The organism is Arthrobacter sp. P1_B9 (assembly GCF_056406495.1).
Window position 1 is genome coordinate 480,130 of sequence record NZ_JBFUAA010000002.1, and the last position, 15,889, is coordinate 496,018.

Annotated in this window: 11 protein-coding genes; 9 read left to right on the forward strand and 2 right to left on the reverse strand. The window is 64.6% G+C overall.

The window, feature by feature from the left end:
- Positions 1-141 precede the first annotated feature (141 nt).
- From AC1D1A_RS04795 to AC1D1A_RS04810, 4 genes are all read left to right on the forward strand, one after another.
- Positions 142-1,329, forward strand: a complete 1,188-nt coding sequence (locus AC1D1A_RS04795; RefSeq protein ID WP_476947240.1) for a PD-(D/E)XK nuclease family protein — start codon at positions 142-144, stop codon at positions 1,327-1,329.
- Positions 1,330-1,623: 294 nt separating this feature from the next.
- The gene (locus AC1D1A_RS04800; protein WP_223913883.1) at positions 1,624-3,405 is read left to right on the forward strand and encodes an ABC transporter family substrate-binding protein; all 1,782 of its coding nucleotides are present in this window, start codon (positions 1,624-1,626) and stop codon (positions 3,403-3,405) included.
- 179 nt (positions 3,406-3,584) lie between these two features.
- Positions 3,585-5,126: an ABC transporter permease gene (locus tag AC1D1A_RS04805; RefSeq protein ID WP_476947241.1), complete on the forward strand. Its 1,542-nt coding sequence runs from the start codon at positions 3,585-3,587 to the stop codon at positions 5,124-5,126.
- 26 nt (positions 5,127-5,152) lie between these two features.
- Positions 5,153-6,271, forward strand: a complete 1,119-nt coding sequence (locus tag AC1D1A_RS04810) for an ABC transporter permease (RefSeq protein ID WP_476850371.1) — start codon at positions 5,153-5,155, stop codon at positions 6,269-6,271.
- A 24-nt stretch (positions 6,272-6,295) separates the two neighbouring features.
- Here AC1D1A_RS04810 and AC1D1A_RS04815 read toward each other — a convergent pair whose 3' ends face one another.
- Positions 6,296-6,925: a PH domain-containing protein gene (locus tag AC1D1A_RS04815; protein ID WP_476850339.1), complete on the reverse strand. Its 630-nt coding sequence runs from the start codon at positions 6,923-6,925 to the stop codon at positions 6,296-6,298.
- Between the two features lie 78 nt (positions 6,926-7,003).
- Between AC1D1A_RS04815 and AC1D1A_RS04820 the strand changes: the two genes are divergently transcribed.
- The 5 genes from AC1D1A_RS04820 to AC1D1A_RS04840 all read left to right on the forward strand — a co-directional run bounded on the left by AC1D1A_RS04820 (position 7,004) and on the right by AC1D1A_RS04840 (position 14,650).
- A complete protein-coding gene (locus AC1D1A_RS04820; RefSeq protein WP_230007107.1) occupies positions 7,004-8,830 on the forward strand; it encodes an ABC transporter ATP-binding protein in 1,827 nt (608 codons plus the stop codon).
- Between the two features lie 305 nt (positions 8,831-9,135).
- Complete coding sequence (locus AC1D1A_RS04825) at positions 9,136-10,776, forward strand: peptide ABC transporter substrate-binding protein (protein ID WP_230007108.1); 1,641 nt, start codon at positions 9,136-9,138, stop codon at positions 10,774-10,776.
- A gap of 223 nt (positions 10,777-10,999) precedes the next feature.
- Positions 11,000-11,929: an ABC transporter permease gene (locus tag AC1D1A_RS04830; RefSeq protein WP_230007109.1), complete on the forward strand. Its 930-nt coding sequence runs from the start codon at positions 11,000-11,002 to the stop codon at positions 11,927-11,929.
- Positions 11,919-12,917 carry an ABC transporter permease gene (locus AC1D1A_RS04835; RefSeq protein ID WP_230007110.1) on the forward strand — a complete coding sequence of 333 codons (999 nt, stop codon included), beginning with the start codon at positions 11,919-11,921 and terminating at the stop codon, positions 12,915-12,917. The genes AC1D1A_RS04830 and AC1D1A_RS04835 overlap by 11 nt, the downstream gene beginning before the upstream one ends.
- Positions 12,918-12,928: 11 nt before the next feature.
- Positions 12,929-14,650, forward strand: coding sequence for an ABC transporter ATP-binding protein (locus tag AC1D1A_RS04840; protein ID WP_223913888.1), 1,722 nt, complete (start codon positions 12,929-12,931; stop codon positions 14,648-14,650).
- 303 nt (positions 14,651-14,953) lie between these two features.
- On the opposite strand, the gene AC1D1A_RS04845 is transcribed toward AC1D1A_RS04840, so the two are convergent.
- Positions 14,954-15,886, reverse strand: coding sequence for an SGNH/GDSL hydrolase family protein (locus tag AC1D1A_RS04845; protein WP_476947242.1), 933 nt, complete (start codon positions 15,884-15,886; stop codon positions 14,954-14,956).
- Positions 15,887-15,889: the final 3 nt, after the last annotated feature.

A 15,889-nucleotide genomic window follows, 5' to 3' on the forward strand; every position in this document is an offset into this window, starting at 1 on the left:
GTGATGAGACGGAGGCTCTCCGTGACGAAACGCGGGTGGAACTCCGATTCAATGTATAGTGCCCAGTCATAGCCATGTGGGGGTCTCGCGGCGTCGCCGTCTTCCATCTGGCCTTCACGTTCTATGCTCGGGGAGGGTGTCGTGTCAGATGGCTTGGTAACTGGGCTCCTGCCAGTGCTTGGCAGGTCCCTGGAGTTGGGTTTCAACGTCTTTGACGTTATGCACCACGGACTCCACGAAAAGCAGATCTCGAATATCTTTAGGTGGTTGTTGGACCCCGAACAGACGCACAACCTGGGCGACCGTTTCCTGCGGATCTTTATCGACGAGTTGAACCGGGTTTCGGCGGGGAGCGAACCGCTTCCGCATGGCAGCTACTTGGTGCGTCAGGAGGTGAACGTCGCGATGGGCGCGTGGGGAGCGGACATCGCCGACCTTGTCCTTGAGAGCGAAGCTGCGGTCGTCGTCGTCGAGAACTATTTCACCTCTGACGGTCACGGACACAGTTACAGCGGCTACCTGGCGTTCAGCGTGCGGGACGGCAAACGGGGTTCCGTCGTTCTCTTGTGTCGCGATGAGGATGCGTCCTTGCAGTCCATGGGGTGGGAGAACGCCGCGGTCCTCACGTATGGCAAGTTGGCTGAGCGACTGCTGGAACACGTCGGTGGCGACAGGGCTTACCAGCGGAAGAATCCCGATGCCTACGCGTTCATCGAACAGTTGCACCGTAAGTTCGTTAGAGGAAAGGGTCGCGTGGGTGACCAGGAAGTGCTCAACTTCGTTGTTGCCATGTGTGATACCGGGGAGGTACGCAGATATCAGGAGCAGCCGCAGGAAGTAGCCGCCAAGCGCTTTGCTGATGATCTTGCGGTGCAAGCGAGGGAACGGTTTGGCGAGGGCCGCGACCTCCTCCAGCGAGTCAAGGGGCGCCTCAGCGCCTTCAGCGAAGGACCGCTCAGACGACAGCTCAACGCGACTCGGGGCGAGGGGTTTGTGCGCGGAGTCGACGCGAGATTAGCGGGGATATACCAGTGGACCATCAACCTCGACGTGGAAGAAGAACCGAACGACCTGGGCCAGTCGAGGCTCCAGCTCAAGTTCGGGCCGTCCGCGTGGTTCGCCAACGAACGGGATCCGAGCTGGACCCGAACGGTCGAATCGGGCCAAGCGGACTACTCGCGATTGTTCCTCACGCGGGCCGGCGTCAAGGAAGTCCGTCAGTCGACCGTGAGTATCCAAGACGTGCTTGACGGCCTCGGACCCGCCGACCCCAGGCTTCACGACGAGATTACTGGGTTGCTCAGCGCGGTAATTCTGCCAAGTAATTAAGGATTAACTGGAGGGCCCCGATTCTCGGATTGGGGCTTTTTCTGTGTGCGGCGCTTTTATCCTTTTGTTACGCCGACGTCAACGTTTTGTGGGAAAGCTGGCCCTGTGGAACCTGCCCAATGTTGCAGCTCCATAACGAACTTTACGGTGAGTCAACTTTGGTGGCTCCGGACGGTCTTTGGGGTTACGCTTCATGCCATGTGAGACGGGCCACACTGCCGCTGGGGGAGTGTGGACGTCTGTCTGGCGCCTTCGGCGCCGGTCTCACCCACACCACAGAAACAAGGAGGCGGAATGCGCTTGGGTCGTATTTCCAAAGCAGTGGGCGTGGCGGCAGCAGCTGCCATCGCCCTCAGCGCCTGCGCGGGCAACAGTGGCGGGACAACCCCGACCACTGCGGCGGCAGCAAGCAAGCAAGGCGGATCGGCAACTGTAGTAGAGGTCAACGCGTTTAATACGTTCAACCCGAACACGGCCGATGGAAACACTGACATCAATTCAAAGGTCAGCTACGCCACGCACTCGGGCTTCTTCTACATCGACAACAAGCTCAACGTTGTCCGCAATGAGAAGTTCGGCAAGATGGAAAAGGTCTCTGACGATCCGCTGACGGTGAAGTACACCATCAACGACGGCGTGAAGTGGTCCGACGGCACTCCTGTTACCGCAGCCGACCTTGTGCTGCAGTGGGCCGCCTTCTCCGGTTACTACAACGACGCCGACGCGGAAGGTAAGACCGGAACGTCCTACTTCTCCTACGCCGGTGACCCCACCGGTATCGCCCTCACCGACTTCCCGGAACTCGGTGACGACGGCCGCAGCATGACGCTGAAGTACTCCAAGCCCTTCGCGGACTGGGAAATCGCCATCGGCGGCCCCGGCGTCGACATCCCCGCCCACGTCCTGGCCAAGAAGGCAGGCCTGGCGGACACCAAGGCGTTCATTGACCTGCTGAAGGGCATGCCCCGCGGCGATTCCAAGGCCCCCAAGCCGGCGAACGCCCAGCTCAAGGCTATGGCGGACCTGTGGAACACCGGCTTTGACACCAAGACCCTGCCGGCCGATCCGAGCCTTTACCTCTCCAACGGTCCGTTCATCGTCAAGAGCGTCAACCAGGACCAGTCCCTGACCATGGTCAAGAACAAGGACTACAAGTGGGGACCGGAAGCCAATCTGGACGAAATCACCGTCCGCTACATCGGTGAGGCACCCGCCCAGGTCCAGGCTCTCAAGAACGGCGAGGCCGACATCATCGCCCCGCAGGCATCCGCGGACACCGTGGAGCAGCTCAAGGCACTCGAAAGCCAGGGCGTGACGGTCGACGTCGGCAACCAGCTCGCGTACGACCACATCGACCTGAACTACTCGGGCCCGTTTGCCGACAAGAACGTCCGCGAGGCGTTCATGAAGGCCGTCCCGCGTACGGACATCGTCGACAAGATCGTCAAGAAGCTGGACCCGAAAGCTGCACCGCTTGACTCCCAGCTGTTCGTTCCGGACCAGGCCCCGTACGCCGACTCGGCCAAGAACAATGGTTCCTCCGCCTACCAGGGTGTGGACATCGAGGGTGCCAAGAAGCTCCTCAACGGCGCCACCCCCGAAGTTCGCATCATGTACAACAAGGACAACCCCAACCGTGTTGACGCTTTCTCCCTGATCAGCGAGTCCGCCACCAAGGCCGGCTTCAAGATCGTCGACGGCGGCCTCGGCAAGTCTGACTGGGGCAAGGCCCTCGGTGACGGCAGCTACGATGCCACCATCTTTGGCTGGAGCAACTCGGGTGTCGGCGTGTCCGGCGTTCCGCAGATCTTCAAGTCCGGCAACGACTCCAACTTCAACCAGTTCAGCGACCCCGCAGCCGACAAGCTGATGGACGAACTGATTGTCACCACCGACAAGAGCAAGCAGGACGGCCTCGTTGCGCAGATCGACAAGATGATCTGGGATTCGGCCTACGGCCTGCCGCTGTTCCAGTCGGTTGGCGTGGACGCGTACAGCGACCGCATCACCGGTGTGAAGTACATGCCGAACCAGACCGGCGTTTGGTGGAACTTCTGGGAATGGGCACAGAAGTAGCCCGCGACCCCAAGTAACACTGCTGGAAAGGCGTCGGGACCACAGCTTCTTCGGTCCCGGCGCCTTTCTGGCGACATCCCTGACGATGCCGTGGTCCCGCCGCCACATCGGCGGGAACCGGCCAAACTCCGCGACCGGTCCGGGCAATCCCTGGGCCCGAATTCCGAGGTTCTATTCCAATGGTGACCTACATCTTCCGGCGGCTCGTGACTGCCGCCCTCATCCTTCTCGGTGCGTCTTACCTCGTATATCTCCTGACAGCGGCGTCCGGCGATCCCCTCGAGGAATTCCGCGCCAACCCCACGCCCCAGAAGCAGCAGCTCATGGACGCGAGGACCGAGCTCTTGCAGCTGGACACCCCGGCCCCGCTGCGGTACTTCAAATGGTTCGGCGGCGCTGTCCAGTGCCTCGTTCCGTTCGCCAACTCCTGTGACCTCGGGAAAAACATCGCCGGTCAGCCCATCACCGAAGCCCTCGGCTTCGCGCTCGTCCAGACCCTGACCCTCGTCACCGCGGCAACGGTGCTCGCCATCCTGATCGGCATCACCCTGGGCATCGTCACCGCCCTGCGGCAGTACAGCACCCTGGATTACGGCGTGACGTTCATGGCCTTCCTGTTCTTCTCACTGCCGATCTTCTGGGTCGCCGTCCTGCTCAAGGAATTCGGCGCCATCGGCTTCAACGACTTCCTGCGGAACCCCGACGTGCCGCTGCCCGCGGCCCTCGGGATCGGCGTCGTCGTCGGCGCAGCGACAGCCGTCGCGGCGGGCGGGACCATACGGCGCCGGCTGCTGGCCGGCGCCGTCGCCTTCGCCTTCGTCACCGCGGTGCTCATTTACTTCTCCGCCACCGAATGGTTCAAGACCCCGGGCATGGGCCCCGTGGTCATCGCCATCGCCGGTGTCGGCATCGCGTTCGCCGTGACCCTGCTCTCCGCCGGGCTGAAAAACCGCAAGGCCCTGCAGTCGGCCCTCATCGCCGTCGGCGTCGGAGTCGTGCTCTACTTCCTCCTTCAGCCGCTGCTCAACGAGGCTACGTTCCTGATGATCGTGCTCCTGGCGGTCGCCTTCGTCCTGATCGGCATGGGCATCGGCTACCTGGTGGGCGGCTACGACCGCGGGCAGTCCATGCGGGCGGCAGCCATCACCTCGTTCCTGGTCGGCTTCCTGATCCTGCTGGACCGGTACATGCAGGCGTGGCCCAGCTACTTCAACAACAGCCGTGTGCGCGGCCGGCCGATCGCCACCATCGGTGCCAGCACGCCGAACATCCAGGGCGACTTCTGGGTCCTGAGCCTTGACTCCTTCACGCACCTGATCCTGCCCACCCTGGCCCTGATTCTCATTTCACTGGCCAGCTACACCCGCTTCACCCGGGCCTCGATGCTCGAAATCATGAACATGGACTACATCCGCACGGCCCGGGCCAAAGGCCTGAGCGAGCGGACCGTCATCATGCGCCACGCCTTCCGCAACGCCCTGATCCCGATCGCCACGATCGTGGCCTTCGACATTGGGGCGCTGATCGGCGGTGCCGTCATCACCGAAACCGTCTTCTCGGTCCGCGGCATGGGCTTCCTGTTCCTGGACGGGATCGCGCACACCGATCCCAACCCGGTCATGGGCGTCTTCATCTGCGTGGCCATCACGGCCATGGTCTTCAACCTCATCGCGGACCTCGCCTACTCCGCACTGGATCCGCGCGTAAGGGTAAAAGCATGAGCCAGCCAAGTCAGCAGGAAGTAATCATGGCCGAAGACGAAGCCTCGCGGATATCAGCCGCGGCCGGCGTTGAGCCGGTCCTTGAGGCCAAGGGTCTCAGCCAGGGCCAGATCGTCCGGAAGCGTTTCCTCGGACACTCCGGCGCCATTATCGGCCTCGTGGTGTTCGCCTTCATTTTCATCCTGGCCTTCACCTCGGTGGGTTACCTGGGAATCCCCGGCTGGTGGAAGTACTCCCATACGCAAGTCTCGCCACTGGTCAACGGCGGCGCACCGACCTCCTCGCTGTGGCCGCTGGCCTGGGGCGAACATCCGTTCGGCCAGGACCGGATCGGCCGCGACCTCTTCGCCATGACCATGCGCGGCGCGCAGCAGTCCATCACCATCATGATCGTGATCGGCCTCATCGCCGGCCTGATCGGCGTCGTGGTCGGTGCCATCTCCGGGTACTTCCGAGGCTGGTCCGAGGCCATCCTGATGCGCCTGACCGACGTCATCATCATCATTCCGGCCCTGTTGCTGGCCGCCGTCATGGCCGCCCTCGCCGGCCGCCGGGACCAGGGGAGCTGGTTCGCCTCCTTCGCCAGCACCAACGGCGTCCTGGCCCTCGGAATCTTCCTTGGCCTGATCAGCTGGGTCGCCCTGGCCCGACTGATGCGCGGCGAATTCCTGTCCCTGCGCGAACGCGAGTTCGTGGATGCGGCCCGGATTTCCGGCGCCAGCAACGCCAGGATCATCTTCAAGCACATCCTGCCCAACGCCGTCGGCGTGCTGATCGTGAACGTGACCCTGACCATGTCCGCCGCGATCCTCACCGAAACGGCGCTGAGCTACCTCGGCGTCGGCGTCAAGGCCCCGGACACGTCGCTGGGCCTGCTCATCTCCCAGAACCAGCAGGCCTTCGCCACACGGCCCTGGCTCTTCTGGTTCCCGGGCATGTTCATCGTGCTCATTTGCCTCAGCATCAACTTCATCGGCGACGGCCTGCGGGACGCCTTTGACCCACGGCAGAAGAAGTTCAATGCCAAGAAGGCGGCCGATCATGGGGGTGCCGCGGTGCAGGCAGGTACCGTCACCGGACTTGGCGCCTCGGCGCCTGAGGATCCCCGCAACGACGGGCCGGCTGACGGAACACGGGGCCAGTAGATGCCGGCCCCGTGCAGGAACGCTCTAACCGGCGGTAATCGCCAGGTAGCTTGCCGCCAGGAGCAGTACGACGGCGCCAATCGCCACCCAGCGGACGGTCACCGTTGCCGCGGTGCTGGCGGCGTCGCCGGCGGCAAGCTGCCCGCCTTCCACGAGGTCATGCCACCGGGCCCGCACCAGCATGGCAGCCTGGCCGGAGTCCGTGGTCTTCAGATCTCCCGGACGGACCGACTTGCCGGGACCGTAGGTGGTTGCCGGCAGGCCGTGGAGGTCCTCCGGGCGGGCATGGCGGCCGCCCCAGATACCGGGGGCCGGCGCGGCCCAGGAGGTGTAGCTCTTCCGGGCGGTGACCAGCGTCAGCGCAAAACGGGTATCGACGTGCACCAGCGCTGCCCACGGCACCTCAATCGAGCGGAACGGATTCTCCAGGGTGACGCCGGCATCGTGGACTACAACGGACGGCATCCAGAACAGTTGCCAGCCCATGAAGGCAATGAAGGCCAGCGGGGCGATGCCGCCCAGCGCCCCCGGACCCGCCATGACGACCGTGACCACGACACCGAACGCGGCCACCGCCCAGGACAGCAACGCGAACCATTTGTTGGTTCGTGCTTTGAAGACTTCAACATTTCCGGCGTGCGGCGTAGAGCTCATGCCCCCAATAATTCAGTATTCCGAGCCGCAGCACTAATCCCCGGTGCACCGGCGGCCCGGGCGGAAGGATAGCCCATCATGACTGACTTCATCACCCTCGATCCGCCGGCGTCACCTGTGCCTGGCAAAGGCGAACCTGTCCTGGAGGTCCGGGATCTCAGCGTGGATTTCGGCGTGGACAAGAAATGGGTCCCGGCAGCGATCGGCCTGAACTACGAGGTCCGGGCCGGCGAAGTGCTCGCCATCGTGGGGGAGTCCGGCTCCGGAAAGAGCGCCAGTTCGATGGCGCTGCTGGGCCTGCTGCCGAGTAACAGCCGTGTGACAGGAAGTGTCAAGCTTGCCGGCCGTGAGCTGCTGGGGAGCAATGAGGCCAATATCCGCGCGGTGCGCGGCAAGGACGTCGCGGTGATCTTCCAGGAGCCGATGACGGCCCTGAACCCGGTGTACACCGTGGGGTCGCAGATCGTCGAAACTGTGCGTCTGCACAATGAAGTTTCCCCGGAAGAAGCCCGGCTCCGGGCCCTGCGCATGCTGGAACTTGTCGAACTGCCCGATCCGGAGAAGGCCTTCCGGTCTTACCCGCACCAGCTTTCCGGCGGCCAGCGCCAGCGCGCCATGATCGCGCAGTCGCTCTCCTGCGACCCGAAGCTGCTCATTGCCGATGAGCCGACCACGGCCCTCGACGTGACCGTCCAGGCCGAAATCCTTGACCTCATGCGCAACCTGCGGAACAAACTGGACAGCGCCATTGTGCTCATCACCCACGACATGGGAGTGGTGGCCGACCTCGCCGACCGGATCGCCGTCATGCGCAAGGGCCTGATCGTGGAGACGGGCACGGCAGCGCAGATCTTCCACAACCCGCAGCACGAGTACACCAAGGCGCTGCTGGCTGCGGTCCCACACCTGGGCCAGGGCGGCGCGGATTCCACGGCGGACGTGGACGTCACCGCTGCCCTCGCCGCCGCGACCCACGTCGAGATCCTCTCCATTCCTGAAGACGAGCTGATCCGGCGCGAGCGCGAAAACGCCGCCGCCCTGGCCGCGGCCGAAGCGGCCAAGCCGAAGGGCGAGCCGGTCCTGGAGCTCACCGATGTCGCCATCGAGTACCCGAAGCAGGGCCGGGTGCCGGCCTTCCGTGCCGTGGAAGGGGCCAACCTGGTCATCTATCCCGGACAGGTGGTCGGTCTCGTCGGCGAGTCCGGCTCCGGAAAGACCACCATCGGCCGGGCCGCCGTCGGCCTGCTGCCGGTGGCGGCAGGCACCATGCGGGTAGTCGGGCAGGACATTTCCGCCGCCAAGAGGAACGGCCGGCAGCTCCACGAGATGCGCCGGCATGTCGGCATGGTGTTCCAGGATCCGTCGTCGTCCCTGAACCCCCGGCTGCCCATCGGGGAAAGCATCGGGGAGCCGATGTTCCTGGCACGGGCCGCGAAGGGCGCCGACCTGCAGCGGCGGATTGAGGCGCTGCTGGACCAGGTCGAGCTGCCGCGCGACTACCGCAACCGCTACCCGCACGAGCTCTCCGGCGGGCAGAAGCAGCGCGTGGGGATCGCGCGGGCCCTCTCGCTCAAGCCCAAGCTGATGGTCGCCGACGAGCCCACCTCCGCCCTCGACGTCTCAGTCCAGGCCAAGGTGCTCGATCTCTTCCAGAACCTGCAGAAGGAACTGGGGTTCGCCTGCCTCTTCGTCACCCATGACCTCGCGGTGGTGGACGTGCTCGCGGACCGGATATGTGTCATGCAGCGCGGCAGGATCGTGGAGCAGGGGACCCGCGACCAGATCCTCCGCAATCCCCAGGAGCCCTACACCCAGCGGCTTTTGGCGGCGGTTCCGCTGCCGGATCCGGACAAGCAGCGCGAGCGCCGCGAACTGCGCGCGCAGCTGCTGTCAGGGGCCAGCTGAGGCTTGCCTGGAGGGGGTTGGAACAGGGGCCAAAACCGGCAGATTCCAGTTAAGGGCGAGTAACCCAGGTCACACCGCGGGCGAATACTACCAGCCGGTAGCGTGTGACTTGAAATACACTCCGCTTGACGTTACTCGTCATGAGATTGTCGGATCACGGTTTGGCAACAGAGTTCCAACATTTGGACGGTTTAGGGCTAGGCTACTTCCATATGTAGGCCACGTCACAGGGGATACCCCTGTGCCTGCTTACGGGGAAGCATAAGTTTTTCCCTCACGAACTCCCACAACTCATAGGAGGCGGAATGCGTTTTTCGCGCACTTCCAAAGCACTGGGCATGGTGGCTATCGCCGCCCTCGCCCTGACCGGATGCGGTGCCAGCGGCTCCGCAACCGGTAGCGGCAGTACCGGCGGCGACACCAGCAAAGTGATCCTCGCCGACGGCTCCGAACCCCAGCGTCCCCTCATGCCCGCCGACACCAACGAAGTCGGCGGTGGCAAGGTCATCGACATGATCTTCGCGGGTCTGGTCAGCTACGACCCCAGCGGCAAGCCGGTCAACGAACTCGCCGAGTCCATCGAGGGCAAGGACGGCCAGCACTTCACCATCAAGGTCAAGAAGGACCAGAAGTTCACGAACGGCGAGGCCATCACGGCCAAGTCCTTCGTCGATTCCTGGAACTTCGGCGCCGCAGCCAAGAACGCCCAGCTCAGCGGTGGCTTCTTCGAAAGCATCAAGGGCTACGACGAAGCCAGCGCAGAGGGCTCCACGGTTGAGACCATGTCCGGCCTGAAGGTCGTTGACGACCAGACGTTCACCGTCGAACTGAAGCAGCCGGAATCTGACTGGCCGCTTCGCCTTGGCTACACCGCGTTTGTTCCGGTTCCCTCCGGTGCCCTGAAGGACCCGAAGGGCTTCGGCGAGAAGCCGGTCGGCAACGGCCCGTACAAGCTCGCGGACGGCGGCTGGCAGCACAACGTGCAGATCCAGCTCGTTCCGAACCCGGACTACAACGGCCCGCGCAAGGCCAAGAACGCCGGCGTGACGTTCAAGATCTACCAGAACGACGACTCGGCGTACCAGGACCTGATGTCCAACAACCTGGACATCCTGCAGACCATCCCGACCAGCGCGCTGAAGAACTTCAAGTCTGACCTCGGCGACCGCACCATCAACAAGCCGTACGCCGGCAACCAGACCATCGCCATCCCGGAATACCTGCCGGAATGGAGCGGCGACGCCGGCAAGCTCCGCCGCCAGGCGATCTCCATGGCGATCAACCGCGAAGAGATCACCAAGGTGATCTTCAACGGTGCACGCCAGCCCGCCAAGGACTTCACGGCACCCGTGCTTGACGGCTACAGCGACTCGATCGCCGGAGCCGAGAACCTGACTTTCAACGCCGACAAGGCCAAGGAAGCCTGGGCCAAGGCTGACGCCATCCAGAAGTGGGACGCGAACAAGACGTTCACCATTGCCTACAACGCCGACAAGGGCGGACACAAGGCCTGGGTTGAGGCAGTAGTCAACCAGCTCAAGAACACGCTCGGCATCAAGGTTGAAGGCAAGCCGTACGCCACCTTCAAGGAAGCCCGCAACGACGCCACCGCCAAGACCCTCACCGGCTCCATCCGTGCCGGCTGGCAGGCAGACTACCCGTCGCTGTACAACTTCCTCGGCCCGATCTACAAGACCGGTGCCGGCTCCAACGACGCCAGCTACGCCAACCCGACGTTCGACAAGGCCATCTCCGACGGCCTGAACGCCGCGTCGGTCAGCGACGGCAACAAGGCCATGAACAAGGCCCAGGAGATCCTCCTGACGGACCTGCCGGCCATCCCCCTGTGGTACCAGGTTGCCCAGGGCGGCTGGAGCGACAAGGTCACCAACGTCGACTACGGCTGGGACGGCGTCCCGCTGTACTACAACGTAACCGGTAAGTAACAACAAAACGACGGCGGGGGCCGCCCATACTGGGGCCTCCGCCGTCGTCGTGTTTCCCCTCCATTTATTTTCTTGATGCCCGGCTCTTTCGGGCGAACTTTTCGCAGCCCTGCCGCCGTGAGCAAACCGGCGCCGGCCTGCATCCATAGTGAAAAGGTTCTTTGATGAACAACTCCGCCGCATCCCTGGACAGGATGCCTGCCAACGAGGGTGTGACTCGCTGATGTCGACATACATCCTCAAGCGTTTCCTGCAACTGATTCCCGTCTTCCTGGGCGCAACACTGCTGGTCTATTTCCTGGTCTTCAGCCTGCCCGGTGACCCCATCGTGGCCCTGTTCGGCGACAAGCCGGTGAACGAGGCGGTCGCAGCCAAGCTGCGCATGCAGTACCACCTGGACCAGCCGTTCTGGATGCAATACCTGCTTTACCTCAAGAGCATCTTCACGTTCGACCTCGGCCAGGACTTCTCCGGACGCCCCATCGCCGCCGTGCTCGGCGAGGTCTTCCCCGTCACGGCGCGGCTGGCCATCATGGCGCTGATCTTCGAGGCCTTTTTCGGCATCATCTTCGGCCTCATCGCCGGCCTGCGCAAGGGCAAGCTCTTTGACGCCACGGTCCTGATCTTTTCGCTGATCGTAATCGGCATCCCGATCTTCGTCCTCGGCTTCCTGCTGCAGTTCACCATCGGAGTCCAGCTCGGCTGGGCCAAACCGACCGTCAGCTCTGCGGCGACCATCCCGGACCTCATCCTGCCGGCGATCGTGCTGGGACTGGGATCGTTCGCCTACGTCCTGCGCCTGACCCGCACGTCCGTCATCGAAAACATGAACGCCGACTATGTGCGCACCGCCACCGCCAAGGGCCTCTCCCGGTTCCAGGTGGTCCGCGTCCACATCCTGCGCAACTCCCTGATTCCCGTCATTACCTTCCTGGGCGCCGACCTCGGTGCCTTGATGGGCGGGGCAATCGTCACGGAAGGAATCTTCAACGTTCCGGGCGTAGGCAACCGGCTCTACCGGGCCGTGTTGTCCGGCGAAGGGCCCACGGTGGTCTCGATCGTCACCGTCCTGGTGCTGATCTACTGCCTCTCCAACCTGCTCGTTGACCTGCTTTACGGCTGGCTTGACCCGAGGATCCGTTATGACTCCTGATAACACCACCACCACCGCACGGCACGCCGATTCGCGCCGCCCGGCCCGCCGGACCGTGCACTTCGTGGCCGATGTCTCCGAGACTCCGCTCCAGGTAACGGACCGGGTCAAGGACGAAGCCGCACCGCTAAGCCTGTGGGGTGAGGCCTGGAAGAACCTGCGCAAGCAGCCGCTCTTCATCATCTCCGTGTTCCTGATCCTCGTGGTCGTGGCGGTGTCGCTCTTCCCGGGGCTCTTCTCGCCGATCGACCCGACCTCGGAGGCCTGCCAGCTGGCCAACTCCGACGCCGGCCCCGCCGCGGGCCACCCGCTGGGCTTCACCCAGTTGGGCTGCGACGTCTACGCCCGCGTTATCTTCGGTACGCGGTCCTCGGTGACCGTGGGCCTGTTGACCACCATCGGCGTGCTGCTGATCGGTGGCATCATGGGTGCCGTCGCCGGCTATTACGGCGGCTGGATCGACTCGGTCCTGGCCCGCATCAATGACATCTTCTTCGCCCTTCCCCTGATCCTGGGCGCGATCGTGCTGATGCAGCTGCCGATGTTCCGGGCTAACAAGACCGTGTGGACGCTGGTGCTCATCCTGATCATCTTCGGCTGGCCGCAGATTGCCCGCATCACCCGCGGCGCCGTCGTTGAGGTCCGGAACGCCGACTTCGTCACGGCCGCCCGGTCGCTGGGCGTCTCGAAGTTCGGCGCCCTCATGCGCCACGTCCTGCCGAACTCGCTGGCTCCGATCATCGTCGTGGCCACCATCTCCCTGGGAACGTTCATCGTGGCCGAGTCCACGCTGTCCTTCCTCGGCATCGGGCTGCCGGCCAGCGTCATGTCCTGGGGCAATGACATCGACGCGGCAAAGGCTTCCCTCCGGTCCAACCCGATGCCACTGATCTACCCGGCCATCGCGCTGTCCATCACCGTCCTGAGCTTCATCATGCTGGGCGATGCCCTGCGTGATGCCCTCGATCCCAAAGCCCGCAAGCGATGAAAGGGGACACCATGAGCGCCTCTGTTGACTTCCAGGAAGCTGAGTACGCCACTGAGCGCCCGCTGCTGGAAATCAAGGACCTGGCCATCGGGTTCACCACCAGCAACGGCGAGGTCAACGCCGTCCGCAACGCCCACCTCACCGTCATGCCGGGCGAAACCGTCGCGATTGTGGGCGAGTCGGGCTCCGGCAAGTCCACCACCGCGCTGGCTGCTATCGGCCTGCTCCCGGGCAACGGGCGGGTCGCGGCAGGCCAGATCCTGTTCGATGGCGAGGACATCTCCAACGCCAGCGAAAAGCGGATGATCGAACTGCGCGGCAACAGCATCGGCATGGTCCCGCAGGACCCGATGTCCAACCTGAACCCGGTGTGGAAGATCGGCGACCAGGTCCGCGAGACGCTGAAGGCCAACGGACTCCCGAGCGGCCCCGACGACGTCGCCAAGGTCCTTTCCCAGGCCGGGCTGCCCGACGCCGGAAGCCGCGCCAAGCAGTACCCCCACGAGTTCTCCGGCGGCATGCGCCAGCGCGCGCTGATCGCGATCGGGCTCGCCTGCCAGCCGCGCCTGCTCATCGCGGACGAGCCGACCTCGGCGCTCGACGTGACCGTGCAGCGCCAGATCCTCGATCACCTGGACAAGATGACCACGGAACTGGGCACCGCGGTGCTGCTGATCACGCACGACCTCGGCCTCGCCGCCGAGCGTGCTGATCAGGTGGTGGTCATGTACCGCGGCCAGGTTGTCGAATCCGGACCCTCGCTGGAGCTGCTGCAGAACCCGCAGCACCCGTACACCCAGCGGCTGGTCGCCTCGGCGCCGTCGCTGGCGTCCCGGCGCATCCAGGCGGCCAAGGAACTCGGCGTGGAAACCGACGACATGCTCGCCCCGAGCGAGACCGGCGTGGTTGAGCCGGCCAAGTCCGACGACGTCCTGCAGATCCAGAACCTCAGGAAGGTCTTCAAGCTGCGTTCGGGCCTGGGCAAGTCCACGGACTTCACCGCCGTCGACGACATCTCCTTCAACGTCAAGCGGGGAACCACGACGGCGATCGTGGGGGAGTCGGGTTCCGGCAAGTCCACGGTGGCGCAGATGGTCCTGAACCTCCTGACGCCGACCTCCGGCAAGATCATCTTCGACGGCGTGGACACCTCCACGCTGAACAGCAAAGAGCTCTTCGCCTTCAGGCGCCGTGTACAGCCGATCTTCCAGGACCCGTACGGGTCCCTGGACCCGATGTACAACATCTTCCGGACCATCGAGGAACCGCTGCGGACCCACAAGATCGGGGACAAGGCCAGCCGCGAGAAGAAGGTCCGGGAATTGCTGGACCAGGTGGCGCTGCCGCAGTCCACCATGCAGCGGTACCCCAACGAGCTCTCCGGCGGCCAGCGCCAGCGGGTCGCGATCGCCCGCGCCCTGGCCCTGGACCCCGAAGTGATCATCTGCGACGAGGCCGTCTCGGCACTGGATGTGCTGGTGCAGGCGCAGGTGCTGAACCTGCTCGCCGAACTGCAGTCCAGGCTCGGCCTGACTTACCTGTTCATCACCCACGACCTCGCGGTGGTCCGGCAGATCGCCGACCGCGTGTGCGTCATGGAGAAGGGCAAGCTGGTGGAAACAGGCTCGACGGACGACGTCTTCGAGTCGCCGCAGCAGGACTACACCCGGGCGCTGCTCAACGCCATCCCCGGCGCCGGCCTCATGCTGCCGCCGGAAATGGACGTGGCCTGAGCGGCCGCTTCCTGAGGGCTTGAAGAAGTCCGCCGCCGGCAGCGCTTAGCAGTTGGGAGTACAGGAGCCGGTGTCCTCCCTTCGGGGCGGACACCGGCTCCTTTGTTGTGCTGTGGCCCGGCGCTGGCGGTGCCCACGCCGGTGGCCAGGCGCTGGCGGTGCCCACGCCGGTGGCCCGGCGCTGGCGGTGCCCACGCCGGTGGCCCGGCGCTGGCGGTGCCCACGCCGGTGGCCAGGCGCTGGCGGTGCCTGCGCCGGTGGCGCGTCCGCTGGCGGTGCCCACGCCGGTGGGACAAACCTGCGTTAGTGGGATAAGCCGGCGAGCATGCCGGGGTCGGCGTAGTCAAACCCCAGGGACTGCAGCCGCTGGCCGAAAACGGCGCCCAGGGCCGCGTGGCCCTGCCGGTTCAGGTGGACCCGGTCCGCCATCGAGCCCGTCAGGTTGTACCGGGTGAGCCAATCGCCTGCGCTGACGAACGACAGCCCGTGATGGTCCGCCACCCGCCCCAAAAGCGCGTCCACCTCGCTCCGGCGTCCTCCGCCGTAGTGGGCGCCGCGCCCGAGTGTGCCGACCATGAGTATCCGGGCAGCGGGGTAACGCTGCTGGATGCTGGCGATCAGCCGTTCCGCGTTGGAGACGATCTGCGCATCGGAGGCGCCGCGTGCGGCATCGTTCCCGCCGCCTTCGATCACCACGAGGGGAGGAGTGCCGTACGGGAGTTTCCAGTCGCCGCGCTGAAGCGCGTCGATGTAGTTGCCGGTCTTGCCGTTGGACGCCACGAAACCGGTGCCGCCCCGGCCACAGAAGAAGACTTTGTACCCAGCAGCGGCCAGACCCTGCCTGGGCCAGCCGTAGGAAGGTTCCGATTGCGAGTCGCCAATCAGCACGGCGACATTGCTGGTGTCCTTGACGATGATCTCGTTGCGGCCGTTGGCAGGATTGCGGTAGGTCGAGCCGCCCGGCAGTGCGGCGGGGTCGATGGTGGACCCGATGCGCGTCTTGGCCGCGGACCCGGCCGCGACCGGGACTCCGGCGCCAACGGCCGCTCCGGCCCCGCTGCCGGTCAGTGGCGTGCCCACAGCTTCCGACTCTGATGATCCAGCGTCGGAAGAGCCCACTTCGGAAGAGCCCGCGTCGGGCGCAGGTGAATAAGAGGTCTGTCCGCAGCCGCCAAGAACCACGCCGGTGGCGATCATCATTGCGACGAAGCGGGACAGGGCCGAGGCGTTTCGCATGAA

Excerpts from the sequence above, each read along its gene's own strand:
- AC1D1A_RS04845 (WP_476947242.1), bottom strand. The coding sequence starts at position 15,886 with ATGCGAAACGCCTCGGCCCTGTCCCGCTTCGTCGCAATGATGATCGCC.
- AC1D1A_RS04800 (WP_223913883.1), top strand. The coding sequence starts at position 1,624 with ATGCGCTTGGGTCGTATTTCCAAAGCAGTGGGCGTGGCGGCAGCAGCT.
- AC1D1A_RS04825 (WP_230007108.1), top strand. The coding sequence starts at position 9,136 with ATGCGTTTTTCGCGCACTTCCAAAGCACTGGGCATGGTGGCTATCGCC.
- AC1D1A_RS04840 (WP_223913888.1), top strand. The coding sequence starts at position 12,929 with ATGAGCGCCTCTGTTGACTTCCAGGAAGCTGAGTACGCCACTGAGCGC.
- AC1D1A_RS04810 (WP_476850371.1), top strand. The coding sequence starts at position 5,153 with ATGGCCGAAGACGAAGCCTCGCGGATATCAGCCGCGGCCGGCGTTGAG.
- AC1D1A_RS04835 (WP_230007110.1), top strand. The coding sequence starts at position 11,919 with ATGACTCCTGATAACACCACCACCACCGCACGGCACGCCGATTCGCGC.
- AC1D1A_RS04815 (WP_476850339.1), bottom strand. The coding sequence starts at position 6,925 with ATGAGCTCTACGCCGCACGCCGGAAATGTTGAAGTCTTCAAAGCACGA.
- AC1D1A_RS04820 (WP_230007107.1), top strand. The coding sequence starts at position 7,004 with ATGACTGACTTCATCACCCTCGATCCGCCGGCGTCACCTGTGCCTGGC.
- AC1D1A_RS04805 (WP_476947241.1), top strand. The coding sequence starts at position 3,585 with ATGGTGACCTACATCTTCCGGCGGCTCGTGACTGCCGCCCTCATCCTT.
- AC1D1A_RS04830 (WP_230007109.1), top strand. The coding sequence starts at position 11,000 with ATGTCGACATACATCCTCAAGCGTTTCCTGCAACTGATTCCCGTCTTC.